We start from the raw sequence: 21,200 nt of genomic DNA, 5'->3' as shown, positions 1-21,200 counted from the left end.
GGCCCCGCGCGCAGCCTGCCCCATTCACTATCAAATAAATAGCTGCTAGCGCTTATCCAGCGGGCGCCAGCAGGCTTTTTAATTCAATTTTCCGAATCCTCCGGATCACTCCGCCTCGATCTTGGAGGTTTTCACCACCGTGGCCCAGTTGGCCAGATCGGCCTTCACCTTGTCACCCAGCTGCGCGGGGGTCTGGTAGTCCGCCGTGGCGCCCTGCTCTTGTGCCTTTTGCTGGAAGGCCGGGTTCTGCACCACGGTGCGGATGTCGGCCGTGAGCTTGTCCACCACGGCCTTGGGTACGGCGGCGGGGGCAAACACCGCAAACCACGAGGTGGCATCGACCTTGGGGTAGCCCGCCTCGGCTGTGGTGGGCACATCGGGCAGGCTGGGCAGGCGCTGCTTGCCCGTCACGGCCAGCACGCGCAGCTTGCCGCTGGCGATGTGGGGCATGAAGGGGGGCGCGGTGCCGAATGTCAGGTCCACCTGGCCGCCCAGCAGGTCCTGCAGCGCGGGGCCCGTGCCTTTGTAGGGCACGTGGACCATCTTGATGGCGCCTTGCTGCTCCAGCATGGCACCCGTGACATGCTGCAACGATCCATTGCCCGACGAGGCGTAGTTGAGCTTGCCGGGATTGGCCTTGGCATAAGCGATGAGTTCAGCCAGCGTCTTCACCGGCAGGTCGTTGCGCACCACGATGATCTGCGGAGCCGAGATGACATTGGCCACAGGCTGGAAGTCGCTCTGCTCCCACTGCTTTTGTTTGGTGATGTGGGGCGAGATGACGTGGTAGCCCGAATACTGCATGAGCAGCGTGTAGCCATCGGCCTCGGCCCGCTTGACGGCGCTGGCCGCGATGTTGCCGTTACCCCCGCCCTTGTTGTCTGCGATGACCGACTGGCCCAGCACCGGCGCAAGCGCCTGCGCCAGCATGCGGGCCGACAGGTCGGTGGTGCCACCGGCGGCGGTGGGCACCACCAGGGTCACGTTCTTGGACGGGTAAGCGCCCTGCGCCGCTGCGTGGCCGATGAAGCTGATGGCGGTCAGTGCGGCAAGGGCCAGGGTGGTGAACTGTTTGCGGGTGGTTTTCATGAAAGCGATGTCTCCGTTGTCGTTGTTGTGAAAGGTCTGAGTATCAAAAAGGCAGCAGGGTTCGACAGTCGTGCACCGCTCAATCTACCGTCGCGCCCGTGTCCTTGACCACACGGCTCCACTTGGGCAGGTCGGACTGCACCAGCGCCGCCAGCTGCGCCGCCGTACCCTTGAAGGGCTCGCAGCCCACGGTGGCCAGCTTGTCCACCACGTCCTTGTGCTCCAACGCGCGCGCCACCTCGGCCTGCAACTGCGCCACGATGGGCGCGGGCGTGCCAGCCGGGGCAAACAGCGCATACCAGGGCGCCTGGCCAAAGCCCTTGATAGTCTCGCCAATCGTGGGCGCGTCGGGCAGCGCGGCCACACGCTTTTCATTGACCACACCCAGCACCTTGAGCTTGCCTGCCTTGATGAACGCAATGGCCGACGGCAGGCTTTGCACCGACAGCGGCACTTGCCCGCCCACCACATCGGTGGCGGCTGCGGCGGAACCCTTGTACGGAATGTGCTGCAGCTGGATGCCCGCCGCCTTCTGCAGCATCTCGCCAATCAGGTGGTTCAGCGTGCCGTTGCCCGCCGAGGCAATCGAATATTTGCCGGGGCTGGCCTTGGCCAACGCCACCATTTCGGCCACGGTGTTGGCCGGGAAGGATGGATGGGCCACCAGCACATAGCCCGCCGTGGCCACGGGCGCCACGGGTGCGAAGTCCTTGACCGGATCGAACCCCGGGTTCTTGTACAGCGCAGGGCCAATCACATGGGCGCTGTCGGCCGTGAGCAGCAGCGTGTAGCCATCGCTGCGCGCACGGGCCGTGGCGCCGGTGGCCAGCGTGCCGCCCGCGCCAGGGCGGTTGTCCACGATCACGCTCTGGCCCAGCTGCTCGCTGAGTTTTTGCGCCACCACACGCGCAATGGCGTCGTTGGCGCCACCAGCGGCCTGGGGCACCACCACGGTGATGGGCTTGGAGGGGTATTTGTCCTGCGCGCCCGCAGCCAAAGCAGCGGAGCACAGCACGGCGGCGGTAAAGATGCGGCGGGACAGCGTCGTTTGAAATGTCATGGCTTTTGTCTCCTGGTGTTATGTATGAATGCAGGCTCGCCCGCATTCAGCGGGCAAGCGCCCTTTCGCGAATGGCTTCGAAATCCGCAGGCACCGGGTGCAGCGCCAGGCGCGGGCCCGCCTTGGCAATCTGGCTGGGAATGTCGTGGCCGATCAACACAGGCAGTTGCTGCGCCGCCGCCACCAGTTGCGCCAGATCCACCCCGGTGTCATAGCCCATCAGCGCCAGCGCATGCACGATCTCTTCGCTGCACACATTGCCGCTGGCACCGGGTGCATAGGGGCAGCCGCCCAGGCCGCCCAGCGAGGCATCGAACCGGTCTGCGCCTGCGTCAATGGCCGCCAGCACATTGGCCAGCCCCATGCCGCGCGTGTTGTGGAAATGCAGAGTGAACTCCACCCCCGGCCAGCGCGCGCGGGCGGCCGCCGTGAGCTGGTGCACCTGCGTGGGGTAGGCCATGCCCGTGGTGTCGCACAGCGTGATGCTGCGCACGCCTCGATCCACAAAACGCTGCACCCAGCCGAACACGTCGGCTTCGGGCACATCGCCCTCCATGGGGCAGCCGAACACGCAGGACAGCGACACATTCACCGCCACGTTGGCGCCCTGCGCCAGGGCCACCACTTGCGCCAGCGCCGCGAATGACTGCGCCTGCGTCATGCGCAGGTTGGCCAGGTTGTGGGTGGCGCTGACCGACATCACCAGGTTCAACTCGTCCGTGCGCGACTCGATGGCGCGCTCTGCACCGCGCAGGTTGGGCACCAGCGCGGTGTAGACCGTGCCAGGGCGGCGCGTGATCTCGCGCATCACGACCTCGGCATCTTTCAGCGCTGGAATCGCGGTGGGCGAAGTGAACGAAGTCACCTCAATCTTGGACAGGCCCGCTGCCGACAGCGCATTGCACAGCGCGATCTTGTCGGCCGTGGGCACAAAGGCCTTTTCCATCTGCAGACCGTCGCGCAGCCCCACCTCCTGCATGTGGATGCGGCGGTTTGCGCCCTGCCATACGGTGCTGGATGCACTCATTGAATCACCCCCTTGCTGCGCAACAGCGCGATCTGTGCGGCCGTGAGGCCTGCCTCGGCCAGCACCGCATCGGTGTCGTCGCCCAGGTGCGGCGCGCTGCTGCGGATGCTGCCCGGCGTGGCCGAGAGCTTGGGCACGATGCCGGGCACTTCCACGCTGTAGCCGTCGCGTGTCTGCTGGGTCAGCAGCATGTCGCGGGCGCGGTAGTGCGGGTCTTCCGCAATGTCTTTAGCGGTGTAGACCTTGCCTGCAGGCACGCGGGCGGCGCCCAATGCATCCAGCACCTGCTGCACGGTGCGCTGTGCGCTCCAGGCGCCGATGGCGGTATCGATCTCTTCCACGCGGGCCACGCGGCCGGTGTTGTTGGCCAGGTCCGGCGCAGTGCCCAGGTCGGGCCGGCCAATCGCGTCCATCAGCCGCTTGAAAATGCTGTCGCCATTGCCCGCCACCAGCACCCAGCCATCCGCGCAGGGGTAGGCGTTGCTCGGTGCAATGCCCGGCAGCGCGCTGCCTGCGGCCTCGCGCACGGCACCAAATGCGCTGTATTCGGGGATCAGGCTTTCCATCACGTTGAACACCGCCTCGTGCAGCGCCACGTCAATCACCTGGCCATGGCCGCCGTTGACCTTGCGGTGGTACAGCGCCGTGAGCACGCCGATGGTGCCGTGCAGCGCCGCCAGCGTGTCGCCAATCGAGACACCGACGCGCACCGGCACGCGGCCGGGCTCGCCCGTCAGGTGGCGCAGGCCGCCCATGGCTTCGCCGATGGCACCAAAACCCGGCAGGTCGCGGTAGGGCCCCGTCTGGCCGTAGCCAGAGATGCGCAGCATCACGAGGCCGGGGTTGAGTTGGTGCAGCTCCTCGGGCGACATGCCCCAGCCTTCCAGCGTGCCGGGGCGAAAGTTCTCGACCAGCACATCGGCTTCTGCAATCAGCTGGCGAGCGATGTCCTGCCCCTCCTTTTGCCGCAGGTCCAGCGCCACCGAGCGCTTGTTGCGCGACTGCACCTGCCACCAGACGGAGGTGCCTTCCTTGATGAGGCGCCAGTTGCGCAGCGGGTCCCCCGTCTCCGGGGCCTCGATCTTGATCACGTCGGCGCCAAACTCGCCCAGCGTCTTGCCGCAGAACGGCCCGGCGATGAGCTGGCCCATTTCGATGACACGCACGCCTTGCAGTGCGGCGGGGGAAGCAATGGAATCCATGGAAATGTGTGTCTCCTGCAGGCCTCGCACAGAGGCGGTTCGGTGCGAATCATGCGCAGCACGCGCGGCGCCGTAAATCGCTCAAGCACGAAGCTGCCATCGCAAACCGGCATGGCGGGGGTAACATCCACGATCCATGAAACTCGACCCCGTCTCCCTGCGCCTGTTTGTGGCCGTGATGGAAGAAAACACCATCGCTGCCGCTGCCGCGCGCGAGCACCTGGCCGCCTCGGCCGTGAGCCGCCGCCTGGCCGACCTGGAAGACGCGCTGCAGGTGGCGCTGTTCACCCGCAGCAACAAAGGCACCGAGCCTACCGCCGCCGCCTTTGCGTTGCTGAACCTGGCGCGTGGCGTGCTCAACGACCTGGACGGCATCGCCACGCAGATGCGCGAATACGGCACCGGCGTGCGCGGCCATGTGCGCGTGGTGGCCAACATCTCGGCCATTACGCAGTTTCTGCCGGCCGAGCTGCAGAGCTTTCTGGCGCAACACCCGCAGGTGGACGTGCGTCTGCAGGAGCAGATCAGCACATCAATAGCCCATTCAGTGGCCGAGAACGCGGCCGACGTGGGCATCCTCAATGAAGGCAACTACGGCGAACGCGTGACGCTGCTGCCCTACCGCACCGACGAGCTGGTGCTGGTGGTGCCCACCGGCCACGCGCTGGCACGGCGCAAGGCGGTGCGGCTGGCCGATGCCCTCCCGTTCGACTTCGTGGGTGCCCACCCCAACAGCGCCATCAACAACCAGTTGGCCCGGGCGGCCTCCGCGGCGGGGCTGCCCCTGCGCCTGCGCATCCAGGTGACCAGCTACGACGCGCTGTGCCTCATGGTCAACGCCGGCCTGGGCGTGGGCGTGATGCCGCGCGGCAGCGCCGCGCTGTACCAGGGCAAGCTGGCCGTGCGCACCCTCACGCTGAACGAGCCCTGGGCGCACCGGCGGCTGGCGCTGTGCGTGCGCTCGGAAGAGGCGCTCTCCAGCGTCGCCCGGCTGCTGGTCGATCACCTGCGCAGCCCCCCGCCATCCATCCCCGCCCCATGACCCAGTCTTCCGCCCCCCTGCAGTGGGATGTGTTCTGCCGCGTGATCGACAACTTTGGCGACATCGGCGTGTGCTGGCGCCTGGTGGCGCAGCTGGCCGCACGGGGTCACCGCGTGCGCCTGTGGGTTGACGATGCCTCGGCCCTGCAGTGGATGGCGCCCACAGGCTGCCCGGGTGTGGAGCTGCGCGCCTGGGGTTCGCCACCGCCCGGCCCCGATGAGGCCTCGCCCGATGTGATGGTGGAGGCCTTCGGTTGCGATATTGCTCCTGATTTCATAGCTTATAGCGCTTACCAATCAAGCGCCAAAGGCCAAGAAGACCGAAAACCTGTCTGGATCAACCTGGAATACCTGTCGGCCGAAAGCTACGTGGAGCGCCATCACAAGCTGTCCTCGCTGCTCTCGTCCGGCCCCGGCGCAGGCTGGACACGCTGGTTCTTCTACCCGGGCTTCACGCCCGCCACGGGCGGCTTGCTGCGCGAGCGCGACCTGATGGCGCGGCGCGAGGCGTTTGACCGCGGCACCTGGCGCGCAAAGCACGCGTCGGCGTTCGGGCTGGGCGATGGTGGCCCAGAGCAGCGCTGGGTTTCGCTGTTCTGCTACGAACCCGCCGCCCTGCCGGAGCTGTTGTGGCACTGCCAGGCACAGCCCACGCAGTTGCTGGTGACACCGGGCCGCCCCACGGCCGCCGTGCGGGCAGCGCTGGCGGAGCACGGCGTCCAAAATATGAGCCAAATTGGCCGCCAGCGCTTATCTGGCGGGCGCGAGCAGCTATTGATTTCATACCTCCCCCCCCGCCCCCAGCCCGCGTTTGACGAGATGTTGTGGGCCTGCGACTTCAATGCCGTGCGTGGAGAAGACTCGCTGGTGCGTGCGCTCTGGGCCGGGCAGGCGCTGGTCTGGCAGATCTACCCGCAGCACGACAACGCGCACCACGATAAGCTCTGGGCGTTTCTGGACTGGCTGCAGGCCCCCGCGTCCCTTCGGCAATTCCACGCCACCTGGAACGGGCTGGACACCGCGCCGCTGCAATGGCCCGACGACGACACCCTGGCCGAGTGGACGGCATGCATTCAGGCTGCCCGCGCGCGCCTGCTGACGCAGGACAACCTCGTCGCACAACTTTTGGGCTTTGTCGCCGAAAAACGGTAAAATCCGAGGCTTTGCGCAAAACAGGTACGGCATGTCAGTGCCCCCACCCCGCGCATTCCCGCCGCGGAACATGCATCGGCAGGGCAAACCAGCAGATCCATCCGCCAGTTTGCCGGCCCGTGCGTTGAGCGGCCCCAACCCAAGCAACATGCTATGAAAATCGCTCAAGAAATCCGCGCCGGCAACGTCATCATGCACGGCAAGGACCCCATGGTCGTCCTGAAGACCGAATACGCCCGCGGCGGCCGCGGTGCCGCCACCGTGCGCATGAAGCTCAAGAGCCTGATCGGCAACTTCGGCACGGAAAACGTGTTCAAGGCCGACGACAAGATCGACAACGTGATCCTGGACAAGAAGGAGTGCACTTACTCCTATTTCGCCGACCCCATGTATGTCTGCATGGACACCGAGTTCAACCAGTACGAAGTCGAAGCCGAGAACATGGGCGACGCACTGAACTACCTGGAAGACGGCATGTCTCTGGAAGTGGTGTTCTATGACGGCAAGGCCATCTCGGTCGAACTGCCCACCAGCGTCGAGCGCGAAATCACCTGGACGGAACCTGCCGTCAAGGGTGACACGTCCGGCAAGGTGCTCAAGCCCGCCAAGATCGCCACCGGCTTCGAAGTGCCTGTGCCCCTGTTCGTCAGCCAAGGCGACAAGATCGAAATCGACACCCGCACCGGCGAATACCGCAAGCGCGTGTAATTCCCCCTGTGCAGTTCTCCCTGTCGGGAGAACGCCCACAAAAAAGGCTTCCCGAGGGAAGCCTTTTTTATTGATTTTGGCCGCCAGCGCTTATTCATAAAGCGCCTGCAGCTATCAATTACGCAGCAATCAGATGGGTTGCGCCACCAGATCGTGCCCCCGCACGCCCACGATGCGGGCCTTGGTGAACTCGCCCACCTTCATCGTCTTGCTGATCTTCTCAGGCGGCAGCAGCTGCACGGTCCCGTCGATCTCGGGCGCATCGGCATAAGTGCGGCCCACGCCCCCCTTGCGGCCCAGGCCTGGGGCGGAATCGACCAGCACCTGCATGGTGGCGCCCACGCGGCGCTGCAGGCGGGCGATGGAGACTTCCTCGGCCACGGCCATGAAGCGGGCGCGGCGCTCCTCGCGCACTTCCATGGGCAGCATGCCGGGCAGCTCGTTGGCGGCGGCGCCGTTCACGTCGCTGTAGGCAAAGCAGCCCGCGCGGTCGATCTGCGCCTCGCGCACGAAGTCCAGCAGGTGTTGGAATTCTTCTTCCGTCTCGCCGGGGAAGCCGGCGATGAAGGTGCTGCGGATGACCAGCTCCGGGCAGACCTCGCGCCAGCGCTGGATGCGTTCCAGGTTGCGCTCGCCACTGGCGGGGCGCTTCATGCGCTTCAACACGTCGGGGTGGCTGTGCTGCAGCGGCACATCCAGGTAGGGCAACACGCGGCCCGTGGCCATCAGGGGCAGCACGTCGTCCACGCTCGGGTAGGGGTACACGTAGTGCAGGCGTACCCAGGCGCCGTAGGGCTCGGCAATCTCGCCCAGGGTCTGCACCAGCTCCAGCATGCGCGTCTTCACGGGCTTGCCGTCCCAGAAGCCGGTGCGGTACTTCACGTCCACACCGTAGGCAGACGTGTCCTGGCTGATCACCAGCAGCTCCTTCACGCCGCCTTCGAACAAGGCCTTGGCCTCGCTGAGCACGTCGCCGATGGGGCGCGACACGAGGTCGCCGCGCATCGACGGGATGATGCAGAAGGTGCAGCGGTGGTTGCAGCCCTCGCTGATCTTGAGGTAGGCGTAGTGCTTGGGCGTGAGCTTGATGCCCGCAATGCCAAAGCCGCCGGGCACCAGATCCACAAACGGATCATGGGGCTTGGGCAGGTTCAGGTGGACAGCATCCATCACCTCCTGCGTGGCATGCGGACCGGTCACAGCCAGCACGCTGGGGTGCATCTTGCGCACCATGTTGCCACCGTCTTCACCGGTGCGTGCACCCAGGCAGCCAGTGACGATGACCCGGCCGTTCTCGGCCAGCGCCTCGCCAATCGTGTCCAGGCTTTCCTTGACGGCGTCGTCAATGAAACCGCAGGTGTTGACGATGACCAGGTCTGCACCGTGGAACGTCTTGGAGGTTTCGTAACCCTCGGCGCTCAGTTGCGTGAGGATCAGTTCGGAATCGGTCAGCGCCTTGGGGCAGCCCAGGCTGACAAATCCGACTTTGGGTGTTTTCGTGGGGGACAGTACTTCGCTCATATCCCCGTATTGTCCCAGTTCCGGCGTTGAACCGTGGGTTTGCCCCTTCACCGCAGTGATTACCGCGCCTTGCAGACCCAGAAAAGAGCACGATCAAAGCCAGTGTCGCCATGCAAGGGCCGCCCCGCCGCACGGACGGCGCCCCCTTTGGGAGGAGAAGCCGCGAAGCGACCCTGTGGTTACCTTTTTAAGCCAAAAGCACCCAACATCTGCTCCGTCTGCTTTTGCATCTGCTCCTGCATTTGCGTGAGCATGGACTGCGACTGCTCCACATAGTTGCCCATCATGCCCTTGAGCATGGGCGACTGCAGGTTCATGAACTGCGCCCACATCTCCGGCGTCACGCTTTGTGATTGCTCGGCCAGCTTGGCCTGCACGTCGGTGAAGGCCTGCACGTTCTTCTCGAGATAGGCGCCCATGAAGCCCTGCATGGCATGGCCATAAAAACGGATGATGTTGGCCAAAACCGCCTCGGTAAACATCGGCGCGCCACCGGCCTCTTCTTCCAGAATGATCTGCAGCAAGATGCTGCGTGTGAGGTCTTCCCCTGTCTTGGCGTCGCGCACCACCACCTGCTGGTTGGCCATGACAAGCTGGCGCACTTCAGCCAAGGTGATGTAGGTGGAGGTGTCTGTGTCATACAGACGGCGATTGGGGTACTTCTTGATGACACGCTGGACCGACTTGGATGCAGCGCTTTTCTGTTCGGACACAACGAACTCCTCGGGCTCAGAACCCATGTATTGCAGTGCAGCACATTCTAGGGAGAGTGCGCCACGGCAGCGGCAAAGGAATACCCTGATCGTGGACTAGAAGCCGCTGTCGCGGCCGCGACAGCAGCTTTTCGCGCGGCGTTGCGGCAGCGCGTGTCGACTTGAGGATTTTCATGACTGCTCGGCGGCGTCACCAAGGAAAAAACGCCTGTTCAGTGCAGTAACTACCCCTGGCGCTCAAGCGCCAACAAGGAGAGCTTCGGCGTTATTTGCGTTCGACAGGCCACGAGCCCTGCAAATGCGCCAGCTTCCACCGGCCCATTCCGCCCACTCTGCCCACGCCCTAAAGATCCACACACTCGTCAGGCCTAGTCCCATCCAAGGTGAGCAATGCAAGCGCCCAATAGAGCTGCGCTTCATGCCACCCTTGCGAGGCAACTGACCCGCCCGCGCTCGCTCACTCAGTACCCCATCTTGAAATACGCCACCACCAGCACTGCCATGGTGGAGGCCACCGCAGCAAGCCAGAAGACCCGAATGTCGTACATGCCGAGTTCAGGATCGGTGTCGACAAAACCTTGCTGGACTCTCGAAGAACTGGCTGAAGTTTTCATGATGGCGTCCCTTCTCTTTGAAGCCCCCAAGTTAACGCGGCCCTGAATCTCTTCGTGTCAGACAAAAACCAATCTATCTACTTCCACCGGGGCACTTCTCTGCCTGGTCCTTTCGCCTACCCCAGGGACACAAGCAAGCACCGGCACTTTCGGGGTCAGGAAAGAAAACGATGCTCGTAGGCAGGAAAACGAGCAACGATGACCCCTGCGTCTTTTGGGGCTCGAAGGGTGATGGCAAGATTGCTGGCGAACGCGTGACTGAGCCGACAGTGGTCACACCCGCGAAATTGGTGCACAAGGCACCATCAGCGCTCAAGATCAAACCCGCCTGGGGCCGGGACCCAACGAGTGCGGCTTGATAGACCGACAGCATCCGGAACGAAACACTGGATGTTTGCCAAACTAAGACACTTTCCGCCAACCTCCCTCGGCGGGCTCCTGCCTGGATGCACACCAACGAGCACATGCCGCTGCCTCTTCCAAGCTCAGCGTTACGCAGCCTGTTTCAGGCAATAGTTGAAGGGCAGGAGAAGCGAAGGCAGAGGCTATGCTGAGTCACAAAAAAGAAAACCGGCTCAGGGCCGGTTGTCTTCATCAATTTCCCGCATGCTTTGAGACTGGTTGATCTCAAGCGAGAGAATTTGGTAGGCGCGATTGGACTCGAACCAACGACCCCCACCATGTCAAGGTGGTGCTCTAACCAGCTGAGCTACGCGCCTGTCGTTGTTTAGCTTTCGATTATAGCCATAAAAATCGAGGCTCCATTCAAAATAGAACACTACATGGCAAAGACTGCCGGCGGCGCGCTGCCCATCCCCCTGAAGCAGAAATTCAGCGCCTGCGCGCGGAGCGCACTCCAGACACGCCAGCCACGATGCCCAGCACCTTGTTCAGGCGGCCCGAGTCAGCCACTTCCACAGTGAAGGTCATCCACGCCGTGCCTTTCACCGACTGGGTCTGCACGCCGATCACATTGGTCTTCTCGCGCGCAAACACTTCGGAGATGTCGCGCAGCAGGCCCTGGCGGTCGGCGGCTTCTACAGCGACGTCCACGGGGTACACGGCCGCAACCGCCGCCGACTTGGAGGCGCCCCACTCCACCTCGATGACGCGCTCGCCGCTGCGTGCCGCCATTTCCCGAAAGTTGCTGCAGTCGGCCCGGTGCACGCTCACGCCCTTGCCACGCGTGACAAACCCACGGATCAGATCAGGGGGAGCGGGTTTGCAGCACTTGGCCAGCTGGGTCATCAGCGAATCGATGCCCACCACCAGCACCCCGCCCTTGGGGGCGGCATCGTTGGTGCGTGTCTTCTTGAGCAGCAGGTAGTCGTCGGGTTGCAGGACCGGCTCGGGCGGGCGCAGCACCGTTTCGATGTTGCGCAGCGAGAACTCGTCCTTGCCCACCACTTCAAACAAAGCATCGGCGGACTTGAAGCCCAGCTGCACCGCCAGGTCATCCAGTTTGACGGAGGTCTTGCCCTCGCGCTGCAACAGCTTTTCGACCGCCTCGCGGCCACGGGCCACGGTTTCATGGGTGGCCTGGGCGTTGAACCAGGCGCGCACCTTGGCCTTGGCGCGGTTGCTGGTGAGGTAGCCCAGCTCGGCATTGAGCCAGTCGCGCGAAGGGCGGCCTTCCTTGACGGTGGAAATCTCCACCGTCTGCCCGTTTTGCAGCGGTGTGTTGAGCGGCACCATCGCGCCGTCCACCCGGGCACCCCGGCAGCGGTGCCCCACACTGGTATGCACGGCATAGGCAAAGTCCACCGGTGTAGCGCCCTGGGGCAACTCCACCACGGCGGCGTCTGGGGTCAACACATAGATGCGGTCTTCAAACAGGCCCCGGTTGGGCAAGGCGCCCGAGAGATCGCGCTCCCAGGCCAGCAACTGGCGCAGCACCGCAATCTTGGCGTCGTATTCGCCCGTGGCCGAAACCCCTGCATAGCCCTTGCTGCCCGCCTCCTTGTAGGCCCAGTGCGCCGCAACGCCATGTTCGGCATGGTCGTGCATGGCCTGGGTGCGGATCTGGATCTCGATGGGTTTGCCGTGGTCGTCGCGCACGATGGTGTGCAGCGACTGGTAGCCGTTGGGCTTGGGCTTGGCGATGTAGTCGTCAAACTCTTCCACGATGGGCTTGAACTGCTCGTGCACCCAGCTCAGGGCGGCGTAGCAGTCCTTCACTGTGGGCACCACCACGCGCAGCGCACGGATGTCGAACACCTGGTCGAAGTTGAGCGACTTGCCGCGCATCTTCTTGACGATGCTGTAGATGTGTTTGGGGCGCCCCTGCACGCTGGCGCTGATGCTGCGCGCGCGCAGGTCGGCTTCGAGCCGGGCGCGCAGCTGCTCCATGTACACCTCGCGCTCGCCGCGCTTTTCATCCAGCAGGCGAGCCACTTCCTTGTAGGTGTCGGGCTCCAGGAAACGGAAGGACAAGTCTTCAAGTTCCCACTTGACCTGCCAGATGCCCAGGCGGTTGGCCAGCGGCGCAAACACCTGCAGCGACTCGCGCGCCAGGCTGGGCGATACCGGGCGTTTGCTCGCCGCATGAAAGCGCAGCGTCTGCAGGCGCGAGGCCAGGCGCAGCATCACCACACGCAGGTCGCGCGAGAAAGCGAGCAGCATCTTGCGCACGTTCTCGGTCTGCACAGCAGGGTCTTCCAAGTGCTCGGCGGTGCGGGCCTGCTGCTGCACGCGCATGAGCTTGGTGGTCTCTACCGCCAGTGCTGCAAAATTTGCGCCGAAGGCCTTGGCAATCACCTCTTCGGGCTTGTTCAGGTGGATGCATGCATGCACCAGATAGCTGGCGGCCTGCATGGCCTCCGAGCCGCCAATGCCCTTGAGGATGGCAGCCACGGCATCAGCGTGGGCCAGCGTGTTTTCGCCGGAATCCAGCGTTTCGCCGGCCATCAGGGGTTCAGCAAAGGCTCGCGCACGCGACAGCGCGTTCACCTGCTCGGGCAGCGTGTGCGCGGTGGCGGCAATGAGCTGGGGGACGGCGTCGGCCTGAGGGGTGTGGGACGCCTGTGCGGGAGGGTAGGTTTTCATCCGGCCACAGCACCTTCCGCCGTCAGCAGGAAGCCCGTGACCGCAGCCACCTGATCGGCCGCCACCAGCGTGGGCGCATGCCCTACACCTTCAAATTCGACCACTTGCGCGCGGGGCCCACGCTGCGCCATGGCCAAAGCGGTTTCACGCGACAGCAGGTCCGACTGCGCACCGCGCAGCAACAGGGTGCGCGCGGTGATGTGGTCATACAGCTGCCACAGCATGGCCTCGCCCGCCACAGCAGACTCTTGCGTCAAGGTCTTGAACGGTACAGCGATGGCGGGGTCGTAGTGCAGCGTGATGCCGCCACCGGCAGCTTCCGGCACTGCGCGCACCATGGCGCGCGACAAATCCAGCCACTGCTCGGGCGTGTGGGGGCCAAAACTGCTGGAGATAGCCCACATGGCATCAGCCGCTTGCTGCAGCGATTCAAACCGCGCCAGTTGCCCCAGGTACAAGCCGATGCGCTGCAGGGCCTCCCACTGGATGACGGGACCCACGTCGTTGAGCACCAGCCTGCGCATGGGCACCGGCAAGGGCAAACCTGGCTGCCCCACGATGGCCAAGCCGATCAGCCCGCCCATGCTGGTACCCACCCAGTCGAGGGTGGTGATAGGCGCTTGCTGGTGCAGTTGGGCCAGCAGGGCCAGCATGTCGGCGGCGTACTGGGGAATCTGGTAACCCATCGGGTCGGCAAGCCAATCGCTCTGGCCGCGCCCGACCACGTCGGGGCAGATCACACGGGCATGCTGGCTCAACGCACGCGCCAGGGTGTCGAAGTCGCGCCCCTGGCGCGAGAGGCCATGCACACAGACCACCACATGGGGATGCGCCGGGTTGCCCGTGGCATTCCACTCCCAATACGCCATGCGGTGGTGTGTAGCCTCGGATGTGGAAGAGTTACCGGAAGACACCACAGGCACCCCGGGGCCAGGGCACAGTACGTAGTTCAGCGTAGGTTCAATCATGGGTGCGAAATCCGGGGGGCAGCGCTTGATAATGCAAGTGAAAGTCGGCTCGCATCGCCAGGCCATGCAAGCCGACTTTTCCTTGCGTTGCATCGTAATTCATTCGGAGAGACTCTCATGCTGAAAGGCAAAACTGCACTCGTCACCGGCTCCACCAGCGGCATTGGCCTTGGCATCGCCAAGGCGCTGGCCCGCCAGGGCGCCAACATCGTGCTCAATGGCTTTGGTGATGTGGATGGCCCCCGCGCCGAGGTGTTGGCGGCTGGCGAAGCTGCTGGTGCCAAAGTGGCCTACCACGGTGCGGACATGAGCCGCGTGTCCGACATCGAAGACATGATGAAGTACAGCGCCGCGCAGTTTGGGCGCGTGGACATTCTGGTGAACAACGCAGGCATCCAGCACGTGGCCAATGTGGAGGACTTCCCCGTGGAACGCTGGGACTCGGTGATCGCGATCAACCTCACAAGTGCCTTTCACACCTCGCGCCTGGCGCTGCCGGCCATGAAAAGCGCCGACTGGGGCCGCATCATCAACCTGGCTTCGGTGCACGGCCTGGTGGGCTCGGCACAGAAGGCCGCGTACGTGGCGGCCAAACACGGCATCGTGGGTCTGACCAAGGTCACCGCGCTGGAGAACGCCACCAGCGGCGTGACCTGCAACGCCATCTGCCCCGGCTGGGTGCTGACACCCCTGGTACAAAAGCAGGTGGATGCCAAGGCGGCCGAACACGGCCTGTCGAACGAAGACGCCAAAAAGCTGCTGCTGGGCGAAAAGGAGCCCTCCATGCAGTTCACCACGCCCGAAGAACTGGGCGAACTGGCCGTGTTCTTCTGCTCCCCCGCCGCCAACAATGTGCGTGGCGTGGCATGGAACATGGACGGCGGCTGGGCAGCGCAATGAAGGCAACAACCCCCTGAGCGGCTGCGCCGCATACGCTGCTTGGCGGCCCTTGCGCGGCACCTGCTGGGCGGGGACGTGCCAGTTCAGGCGCTGCAGGGAACTATAAAATTGATAGCTACCAGCGCTTGTTGAATAAGCGCTGGTAGCCAATTTTTCTCAAGAATCAGCGCATCTGCACAGAACCCGACACGTTCACGATAACCTGGGCCTTGCCCGCCTCGACCGGCACGGCGGAATCGGAGAACGAGCCCGCCTTGGCCTCCATGGCCATCATGCGCGGACGGGGGCCAGGCACCATCTCGTTGCTGTTCACCGCCACCTCGCGCAGGCTGTAGTTGCTGAAACCAAAACCCTTGGCCAGCTCGGCAGCGCGGGCCTTGAACTGCTCGATGGCCTGGGTCTGGGCCTCGCCCTCCACCTTGGCCCGGGCCTCGCGCGACAGGCCGAAAGCCACATTGCTGATGGCCAGGGTCTGGATCTTGCCGGCCGTGGCCGTGATGCGCGCAAAGTCGCGGCCTTCCAGCACCAGCTCGGCACGGCCCTGCCAGCCGTTGATCTTCCCGTCCTTGCCATAGCGCGGGTACAGCCCGAACGGGCCGGTACGCACATCCAGCTGGCCCGGCTGGGCGTTGCGCTTGGCTTCGGCCAGGGCCGCGTCCAGCGCCTGCTTGAGTTGTGCCTGCACCGTGGCAGCGTCGGCGGCTTCCTTGCTGGTAGCCAGATTGAGCACCAGCAGGTCCTGCTGCACTTCCACCGTGCCCGTGGCCGACAACTGAACGATGTTGCGCAGTTCGGTGGTTGGTGAATTTTGTGCAAAAGAAGCTCCAGCGCATGCAATCAATGCGCTGACAGCTATCAATTTAGTAGTAATTTTCATCACAAAGGTGTCCTTGATATCGGTGCACGGTCCGGGGCCGGGCCATGCGGGGCACCACCTTAACCGCACTGCCCGCCCACTGCGATGAAGCCCCTCCACCGCGCGTGCGAAGCTGGGCAAAACTTGTAACAGTTGGTCAAACCCACCCCCAAAACCCGAACTTCGGCGTTCCAAGTGGTCAGAATCGGCTCTGTTACAAATTGGACTTGGGATCAAGATGGCCACAACAACCAATCGCACCGACAAAGTTCTGGTGGTGGACGACGATGCACGAATCCGTGATCTGCTGCGCCGCTACCTCACGCAGGAAGGCTTTGAAGTCATGGTCGCCGAAGACGGCAAGGCGCTCAACCGCCTGCTGCTGCGCGAGACCGTGGACATCATCGTGCTCGACCTGATGATGCCGGGCGAAGACGGCCTGTCCATTTGCCGCCGCCTGCGTGCCGCCAATGACCGGACGCCCATCATCATGCTCACCGCCAAGGGCGAGGACGTGGACCGCATCGTGGGCCTGGAAGTGGGTGCCGACGACTACCTGGGCAAGCCGTTCAACCCCCGCGAACTGCTCGCGCGCATCCACGCTGTGCTGCGCCGCCGCCCCGCGCAGGAAGCGCCTGGCGCACCGTCGGGCGACAACGAGGTCGTGACCTTTGGCCCCTTTACCTTCGACCTGGGCACCCGCGCACTGCAGCGCAATGGCGAAGAGTTGCCCCTGACCACCGGCGAATTTGCCATGCTCAAGGCGCTGGTACGCCACCCGCGCCAGCCCCTGTCGCGCGAAAAGCTGGCCCTGCTGGCCCGTGGCCGCGAGTTCGAACCGTTTGACCGCAGCCTGGACGTGCAGGTCTCGCGCCTGCGCAAGCTGGTGGAAGTGGATGCAGCCGCACCGCGCTACATCCAGACCGTGTGGGGAGTGGGCTACGTGTTCGTGCCGGACGGAACCAGCTGACCCCCCTCTCCTTGTCTGTATGCACAATTCCGACGGCAATCCGAGGTCGAGATCATCATCGTTCCGGCAGTCCGTGACCGCTTCCCCCGACGCCACCAGCCCCGCCCCTCTGGAGTCCTTGAGACAGGCTCGGGAGCAGCGGGCGCGTGTGGGCCTCAATCTCTTCTGGCGCACTTTCTTCCTGCTGGCACTGCTGCTGGTGGGGAGCATTCTGGCGTGGCTGCAAACTTTGCGGGCGCTGGAGTTCGAACCGCGCACCCTCCACACCGCGCAGCAGATCGCATCACTGGTGAACCTGAGCCGCGCGGCGCTGGTGCATTCCGACGCCATTGCCCGCGTGTCGCTCATCAAGACCATGGCCGACCAGGAAGGCGTGCGCATCCTGCCGCGTGAACCACGCGACAAGTTCGAGCTGCTGGAGGGCACGGCCCTGGGCAACCGCCTGACCGACGAACTCACGCAACGCCTGGGGCCCGACACCATCGTGGCGCAAAACGTGAATGGAGAAACCGGCCTGTGGGTCGGCTTCAACATCAATGGCGACCCCAACTGGCTGCTGATGGACCGTTCACGCTTCAGCCCGGCGGGCGGCCGCACCTGGCTGATCTGGCTGATCACGGCGGGGGCGCTGTCATTGGCTGGCGCTGCGGCCATTGCACGGCTGATCAACCGGCCGCTCAAGCAACTCTCTTACGCCGCCAACCGCGTCAAGGACGGCGACTTTGCAGCCAGTCACCTCGACGAAGAAGTGGTGACCAGCGAAATCCGAGAAGTGAATATCGGCTTCAACCGCATGGCACAAAAACTGGCCAAGCTGGAGCAAGACCGTGCCGTGATGCTGGCTGGCATTTCGCACGACCTGCGCACGCCGCTTGCCCGCCTGCGGCTGGAAACCGAGATGAGCGTGACCGATGAAGTGGCGCGCGAGCACATGGTGGCCGACATCGTTCAGCTTGATGCCACGATCGACAAGTTCCTCGACTACGCACGGCCCGACCACGTCACGCTGACACCCGTCAACCTGCATGCCGTGGTGTCGTCTTGCGTCTATGCCGTGCAAGACCATCGGGAACTGCAGATCACGATGTCCGTGCCCGAAGACCTCAATGTGCTGGCCGACGAAGTGGAACTGGCCCGCGTCATCTCCAACCTGCTTGAGAACGCGCGGCGCTACGGCAAGGCCGAGGACACGGGTATCACCAACGTGGACATTGCCGCCAAAGGCCGCGAGAACTGGGTGCTGATCAAGCTGCGCGACCATGGCCCCGGCGTGCCGCCGGAGCAATTGTCGAATCTCACCAAGCCCTTCTTTCGCGGTGACTCTGCTCGCACCGCAGCGGCAGGCGCGGGGCTGGGGCTTTCCATCGTGGACAAGACCGTGCAGCGCATGGGCGGCATCTTTGCGCTGGCCAACTCCAGCACGGGCGGCCTGGTGGCCCACCTGCAACTGCAGCGCGCCACCGACTTGCCCGATGGCGCGGACCCCAAGCAGAGACTGCAGCGGCCCTCCATCAAACGCCAGTTGCCCCGACGCCGGGCCGAAGACCGGACAGCCTGAGCGCTCAGCTGCCGCGAACCACCACCCAGCAAAAAGCCCCGTCCGTCGGGGCTTTTTGATTTGGTGGGGTCGTTCCCCATCCGCACGGCTAAACCGCGAAGTTCACCGCACCATGCAAGGCGCCTTGTTGTTGAACTTCCATCCAGGGATCAGGTACTGCATGGCGACCGCATCGTCGCGTGCGCCCAGCCCGTGCTCCAGGTACAGGCGGTGGGCCCGATCGACCTCGTCCATGTCCAGCTCCACGCCCAGGCCGGGCTTCTTGGGCAGCTGGATGAAGCCGTCCTTGATCTGGAACGGCTCCTTGGTCAGGCGCTCACCGTCCTGCCAGATCCAGTGCGTGTCGATCGCCGTCACGCGGCCGGGGGCGGCGGCGCCGACGTGGGTGAACATGGCCAGCGAGACGTCGAAATGGTTGTTGGAATGCGAGCCCCAGGTCAGGCCGAAGGCCTGGCACATCTGCGCCACGCGCACCGAGCCAGCCATGGTCCAGAAGTGCGGGTCGGCCAGCGGGATGTCCACCGACTGCAGGGCCAGGCTGTGCGCCATTTCGCGCCAGTCGGTGGCCACCATGTTGGTGGCGGTGGGCAGGCCCGTGGCACGGCGGAACTCGGCCATCACCTCGCGGCCCGAGAACACGCCTTCGGCGCCGCAGGGGTCTTCGGCATAGGCCATCACGCCGTGCAGGTCGCGCGTGATGCGCACCGCATCTTTCAGCAGCCAGCCGCCGTTGGGGTCCAGCGTCACGCGCGCCTCCGGGAAGCGCTCGTGCAGCGCGCGGATGGCCTCGACCTCTTCCTCGCCACGCAGCACGCCGCCCTTGAGCTTGAAGTCGGCAAAGCCATAGCGCTCGTACGCGGCTTCGGCCAGGCGCACGATGCCGTCGGCCGACATGGCCTTCTCGTTGCGCAGGCGAAACCAGTCGTTGTCGGCACCGGGCTCGGTGCGGTAGGCCAGGTCGGTCTTTGCGCGGTCGCCCACGTAGAACAGGTAGCCCAGCATCTGCACCGCCTCGCGCTGCACACCGTCGCCCAACAGCGCGGCCACGGGCACGTTCAGGTGCTGGCCCAGCAGGTCGAGGAAGGCCGACTCCACCGCCGTCACGGCGTGGATGGTGATGCGCAGGTCGAAGGTCTGCAGGCCGCGCCCGCCCGCATCGCGGTCGGCGAACTGGGCGCGCATGGCGTTGAGCACGGCGTTGTGGTGGCCGATGGGCCGGCCCACGATCAGCGGGCGCGCGTCCTCGATGGTCTGGCGGATCTTCTCGCCGCCAGGCACCTCGCCCACCCCGGTGTTGCCCGCGCTGTCGCGCAGGATGATCAGGTTGCGCGTGAAGAAGGGGCCGTGCGCGCCGCTCAGGTTCATGAGCATGCTGTCGTGGCCCGCCACGGGCACCACGCGCAGCTCGGTGACGACGGGGGTGCTGGTGACCAACGGTGTAGAAGAGGCGTTCATGGTGTCGAGAATCAGGTTGGAAGGCGAAGGCGCCTCATGGAGAAATCAGTCGGCAGTGATCTTGCGGGTTTCGATGACCGTCTTCCAGCGGGCGAACTCGCGCGCCTGGTAGGCGGTGAAGGCTTCGGGCGTGCTGGCCACGATCTCCAGGCCCTGGTCGAGCATGCGCTTCTTCACCGCAGGGTCGTTCATGGCGGCGACGGCGGCGTCCGACAGCTTCTTCTTGAGCGCAGGCGGCAGGCCCTTGGGCGCGGCCATGCCCTGCCACGAGTAGACCTCGGCACCGGCCACGCCGGCCTCGGCCAGAGTGGGAACATCGGGCAGCACGGGGCTGCGCTTGTCGCCGGTGACGGCAATCGCATGCAGCTTGCCGGCCCGGATGTGCGCGAGCACCGCGTTCACGTTCTGAAACGAAAACTCCACCTGCCCGCCCAGCAGGTCGTTGATGGCCGGGGCACCGCCCTTGTAGGGGATGTGCAGGCCCTCGGTACCGCTCTGCTGCCAGAACACTTCGGCCGAGAGGTGGTCCGACGAGCCGTTGCCCGAGCTGGCGAAGCTCACCTTGCCGGGGTTGGCCTTGAGCTGGGCGATCACCTCCTTCACGGTGCGTGCCTTTTGCGCCGGCGAGGCCACCAGCACATTGGGCGCCTGCACGGGCACGGTGATGTAGTCGAAATCCTTGAGCGCGTCGTACGGCACGCTCTTGAGCAGGTGCGGCGCCACGACGAAGGCACCCAGCGAAGACACCAGCAACGTGTAGCCATCGGCCTGCGCACGCTTGACCATGCCCGCGCCCAGCGTGCCTGTGGCACCGGGGCGGTTGTCCACCACGAAGTTCTGGCCCAGCTTGTCCCCCATGTGCTGCGCCATGGCCCGGGCCACCATGTCGGTGGAACCACCGGCCGGGAACGGCACGACGATGGTCACGGGCTTCTCGGGCCAGGGGATGGTCTGCGCCGTTGCGGCAAAGGCCAGGGTGCAGGCGCTGGCAACCAGCAGCAGTTGTTTCTTGAGGAACATGGCGGATGTCTCCGGAGGTGATGGGGGTGTTCGATGGCCCTCTTGTGGGGCCTTGTTCAAAGAGGTGCGTGGGGCAGACAGAGAGGGAGTAGTCCTTACTGCGGCCCAAGCTTTTTGATCAACGCGGCAAGCTCTTCCATCTCACCAGGCTTGAGATCCGTGAGCGGAGCCCGCACCGGGCCGCCGTCATGGCCCACGATCCTGGCGCCCGCCTTGATGATGCTCACGCCGTAGCCTTCCACCCGGTTGCGAATCGCCAGGTAAGGCATGAAGAACTCCTTGAGCAACTTGTGCTGCGTGG

General features: G+C 64.6%; 18 protein-coding genes, 1 tRNA gene and 1 pseudogene. 6 read left to right on the top strand and 14 right to left on the bottom strand.

All coding sequences use genetic code 11. The features are described from left to right. Positions 1 to 105 precede the first annotated feature (105 nt). From ASE39_RS09480 to ASE39_RS09465, 4 genes are all read right to left on the bottom strand, one after another. A complete protein-coding gene (locus ASE39_RS09480; RefSeq protein ID WP_057270990.1) occupies positions 106 to 1,089 on the bottom strand; it encodes a tripartite tricarboxylate transporter substrate binding protein in 984 nt (327 codons plus the stop codon). Positions 1,090 to 1,168: 79 nt separating this feature from the next. Beyond that, positions 1,169 to 2,149, bottom strand: a complete 981-nt coding sequence (locus tag ASE39_RS09475; RefSeq protein WP_057270989.1) for a tripartite tricarboxylate transporter substrate binding protein — start codon at positions 2,147 to 2,149, stop codon at positions 1,169 to 1,171. A 46-nt stretch (positions 2,150 to 2,195) separates the two neighbouring features. Then, positions 2,196 to 3,176, bottom strand: a complete 981-nt coding sequence (locus ASE39_RS09470) for a hydroxymethylglutaryl-CoA lyase (protein WP_057270988.1) — start codon at positions 3,174 to 3,176, stop codon at positions 2,196 to 2,198. Continuing rightward, positions 3,173 to 4,378 (bottom strand): CoA transferase, encoded by a 1,206-nt coding sequence (locus ASE39_RS09465; protein WP_057270987.1) that lies wholly within the window; start codon positions 4,376 to 4,378, stop codon positions 3,173 to 3,175. Before ASE39_RS09465 ends, ASE39_RS09470 begins: the two co-directional genes overlap by 4 nt. A gap of 136 nt (positions 4,379 to 4,514) precedes the next feature. Between ASE39_RS09465 and ASE39_RS09460 the strand changes: the two genes are divergently transcribed. From ASE39_RS09460 to efp, 3 genes are all read left to right on the top strand, one after another. Then, positions 4,515 to 5,420 (top strand): LysR family transcriptional regulator, encoded by a 906-nt coding sequence (locus ASE39_RS09460; protein WP_057270986.1) that lies wholly within the window; start codon positions 4,515 to 4,517, stop codon positions 5,418 to 5,420. Further along, complete coding sequence (gene earP / locus ASE39_RS09455; protein WP_057270985.1) at positions 5,417 to 6,571, top strand: elongation factor P maturation arginine rhamnosyltransferase EarP; 1,155 nt, start codon at positions 5,417 to 5,419, stop codon at positions 6,569 to 6,571. The genes ASE39_RS09460 and earP overlap by 4 nt, the downstream gene beginning before the upstream one ends. A gap of 153 nt (positions 6,572 to 6,724) precedes the next feature. After that, complete coding sequence (efp, locus tag ASE39_RS09450) at positions 6,725 to 7,279, top strand: elongation factor P (protein WP_057223504.1); 555 nt, start codon at positions 6,725 to 6,727, stop codon at positions 7,277 to 7,279. A gap of 129 nt (positions 7,280 to 7,408) precedes the next feature. Here the strand turns inward: efp and rimO are convergent, their stop codons facing one another. From rimO to ASE39_RS09425, 6 genes are all read right to left on the bottom strand, one after another. Continuing rightward, positions 7,409 to 8,800, bottom strand: a complete 1,392-nt coding sequence (gene rimO / locus ASE39_RS09445) for a 30S ribosomal protein S12 methylthiotransferase RimO (RefSeq protein WP_057270984.1) — start codon at positions 8,798 to 8,800, stop codon at positions 7,409 to 7,411. A 179-nt stretch (positions 8,801 to 8,979) separates the two neighbouring features. Next, entirely contained in the window at positions 8,980 to 9,540 is a 561-nt protein-coding gene (phaR, locus tag ASE39_RS09440) for a polyhydroxyalkanoate synthesis repressor PhaR (RefSeq protein WP_010460875.1), read from the bottom strand. Between the two features lie 434 nt (positions 9,541 to 9,974). Beyond that, positions 9,975 to 10,127 carry a hypothetical protein gene (locus ASE39_RS26770; RefSeq protein ID WP_158004135.1) on the bottom strand — a complete coding sequence of 51 codons (153 nt, stop codon included), beginning with the start codon at positions 10,125 to 10,127 and terminating at the stop codon, positions 9,975 to 9,977. 642 nt (positions 10,128 to 10,769) lie between these two features. Beyond that, positions 10,770 to 10,846, bottom strand: a tRNA-Val gene (locus ASE39_RS09435). Between the two features lie 112 nt (positions 10,847 to 10,958). Then, the gene (locus tag ASE39_RS09430; RefSeq protein ID WP_057270983.1) at positions 10,959 to 13,172 is read right to left on the bottom strand and encodes a bifunctional (p)ppGpp synthetase/guanosine-3',5'-bis(diphosphate) 3'-pyrophosphohydrolase; all 2,214 of its coding nucleotides are present in this window, start codon (positions 13,170 to 13,172) and stop codon (positions 10,959 to 10,961) included. Then, positions 13,169 to 14,140, bottom strand: a complete 972-nt coding sequence (locus tag ASE39_RS09425) for an alpha/beta hydrolase (RefSeq protein ID WP_057270982.1) — start codon at positions 14,138 to 14,140, stop codon at positions 13,169 to 13,171. Before ASE39_RS09425 ends, ASE39_RS09430 begins: the two co-directional genes overlap by 4 nt. A gap of 117 nt (positions 14,141 to 14,257) precedes the next feature. Here ASE39_RS09425 and ASE39_RS09420 point away from each other — a divergent pair, with 117 nt between their 5' ends. Beyond that, the gene (locus ASE39_RS09420) at positions 14,258 to 15,040 is read left to right on the top strand and encodes a 3-hydroxybutyrate dehydrogenase (RefSeq protein ID WP_010460836.1); all 783 of its coding nucleotides are present in this window, start codon (positions 14,258 to 14,260) and stop codon (positions 15,038 to 15,040) included. A gap of 163 nt (positions 15,041 to 15,203) precedes the next feature. On the opposite strand, the gene ASE39_RS09415 is transcribed toward ASE39_RS09420, so the two are convergent. After that, the gene (locus ASE39_RS09415; protein ID WP_029413684.1) at positions 15,204 to 15,917 is read right to left on the bottom strand and encodes an SIMPL domain-containing protein; all 714 of its coding nucleotides are present in this window, start codon (positions 15,915 to 15,917) and stop codon (positions 15,204 to 15,206) included. Positions 15,918 to 16,134: 217 nt separating this feature from the next. Here ASE39_RS09415 and ompR point away from each other — a divergent pair, with 217 nt between their 5' ends. Both ompR and ASE39_RS09405 read left to right on the top strand, forming a co-directional pair. Further along, positions 16,135 to 16,866: a two-component system response regulator OmpR gene (gene ompR / locus ASE39_RS09410; RefSeq protein WP_010460834.1), complete on the top strand. Its 732-nt coding sequence runs from the start codon at positions 16,135 to 16,137 to the stop codon at positions 16,864 to 16,866. Positions 16,867 to 16,885: 19 nt separating this feature from the next. After that, entirely contained in the window at positions 16,886 to 18,424 is a 1,539-nt protein-coding gene (locus ASE39_RS09405) for an ATP-binding protein (RefSeq protein ID WP_082606731.1), read from the top strand. 102 nt (positions 18,425 to 18,526) lie between these two features. On the opposite strand, the gene gudD is transcribed toward ASE39_RS09405, so the two are convergent. The 3 genes and pseudogenes from gudD to ASE39_RS09390 all read right to left on the bottom strand — a co-directional run. Next, positions 18,527 to 19,879, bottom strand: a complete 1,353-nt coding sequence (gene gudD, locus ASE39_RS09400) for a glucarate dehydratase (protein WP_057270981.1) — start codon at positions 19,877 to 19,879, stop codon at positions 18,527 to 18,529. 45 nt (positions 19,880 to 19,924) lie between these two features. Continuing rightward, positions 19,925 to 20,899 (bottom strand): tripartite tricarboxylate transporter substrate binding protein, encoded by a 975-nt coding sequence (locus ASE39_RS09395; protein WP_057270980.1) that lies wholly within the window; start codon positions 20,897 to 20,899, stop codon positions 19,925 to 19,927. A gap of 95 nt (positions 20,900 to 20,994) precedes the next feature. Then, positions 20,995 to 21,200 (bottom strand): annotated as a pseudogene (locus ASE39_RS09390) (5-dehydro-4-deoxyglucarate dehydratase); the annotation flags it as partial.

It is taken from the genome of Acidovorax sp. Root267, from assembly GCF_001429215.1.
Lineage (GTDB): Bacteria > Pseudomonadota > Gammaproteobacteria > Burkholderiales > Burkholderiaceae_C > Acidovorax > Acidovorax radicis.
Note: the sequence above shows the minus strand (reverse complement) of the source record. Positions and strands in the feature narration are given on the sequence as shown.

Bases quoted from the DNA above. Each gene is read 5' to 3' on its own strand.
- ASE39_RS09480 (WP_057270990.1), bottom strand. From the start codon at position 1,089: ATGAAAACCACCCGCAAACAGTTCACCACCCTGGCCCTTGCCGCACTG.
- ASE39_RS09475 (WP_057270989.1), bottom strand. From the start codon at position 2,149: ATGACATTTCAAACGACGCTGTCCCGCCGCATCTTTACCGCCGCCGTG.
- ASE39_RS09470 (WP_057270988.1), bottom strand. From the start codon at position 3,176: ATGAGTGCATCCAGCACCGTATGGCAGGGCGCAAACCGCCGCATCCAC.
- ASE39_RS09465 (WP_057270987.1), bottom strand. From the start codon at position 4,378: ATGGATTCCATTGCTTCCCCCGCCGCACTGCAAGGCGTGCGTGTCATC.
- ASE39_RS09460 (WP_057270986.1), top strand. From the start codon at position 4,515: ATGAAACTCGACCCCGTCTCCCTGCGCCTGTTTGTGGCCGTGATGGAA.
- earP (WP_057270985.1), top strand. From the start codon at position 5,417: ATGACCCAGTCTTCCGCCCCCCTGCAGTGGGATGTGTTCTGCCGCGTG.
- efp (WP_057223504.1), top strand. From the start codon at position 6,725: ATGAAAATCGCTCAAGAAATCCGCGCCGGCAACGTCATCATGCACGGC.
- rimO (WP_057270984.1), bottom strand. From the start codon at position 8,800: ATGAGCGAAGTACTGTCCCCCACGAAAACACCCAAAGTCGGATTTGTC.
- phaR (WP_010460875.1), bottom strand. From the start codon at position 9,540: ATGGGTTCTGAGCCCGAGGAGTTCGTTGTGTCCGAACAGAAAAGCGCT.
- ASE39_RS26770 (WP_158004135.1), bottom strand. From the start codon at position 10,127: ATGAAAACTTCAGCCAGTTCTTCGAGAGTCCAGCAAGGTTTTGTCGAC.
- ASE39_RS09430 (WP_057270983.1), bottom strand. From the start codon at position 13,172: ATGAAAACCTACCCTCCCGCACAGGCGTCCCACACCCCTCAGGCCGAC.
- ASE39_RS09425 (WP_057270982.1), bottom strand. From the start codon at position 14,140: ATGATTGAACCTACGCTGAACTACGTACTGTGCCCTGGCCCCGGGGTG.
- ASE39_RS09420 (WP_010460836.1), top strand. From the start codon at position 14,258: ATGCTGAAAGGCAAAACTGCACTCGTCACCGGCTCCACCAGCGGCATT.
- ASE39_RS09415 (WP_029413684.1), bottom strand. From the start codon at position 15,917: ATGAAAATTACTACTAAATTGATAGCTGTCAGCGCATTGATTGCATGC.
- ompR (WP_010460834.1), top strand. From the start codon at position 16,135: ATGGCCACAACAACCAATCGCACCGACAAAGTTCTGGTGGTGGACGAC.
- ASE39_RS09405 (WP_082606731.1), top strand. From the start codon at position 16,886: ATGCACAATTCCGACGGCAATCCGAGGTCGAGATCATCATCGTTCCGG.
- gudD (WP_057270981.1), bottom strand. From the start codon at position 19,879: ATGAACGCCTCTTCTACACCGTTGGTCACCAGCACCCCCGTCGTCACC.
- ASE39_RS09395 (WP_057270980.1), bottom strand. From the start codon at position 20,899: ATGTTCCTCAAGAAACAACTGCTGCTGGTTGCCAGCGCCTGCACCCTG.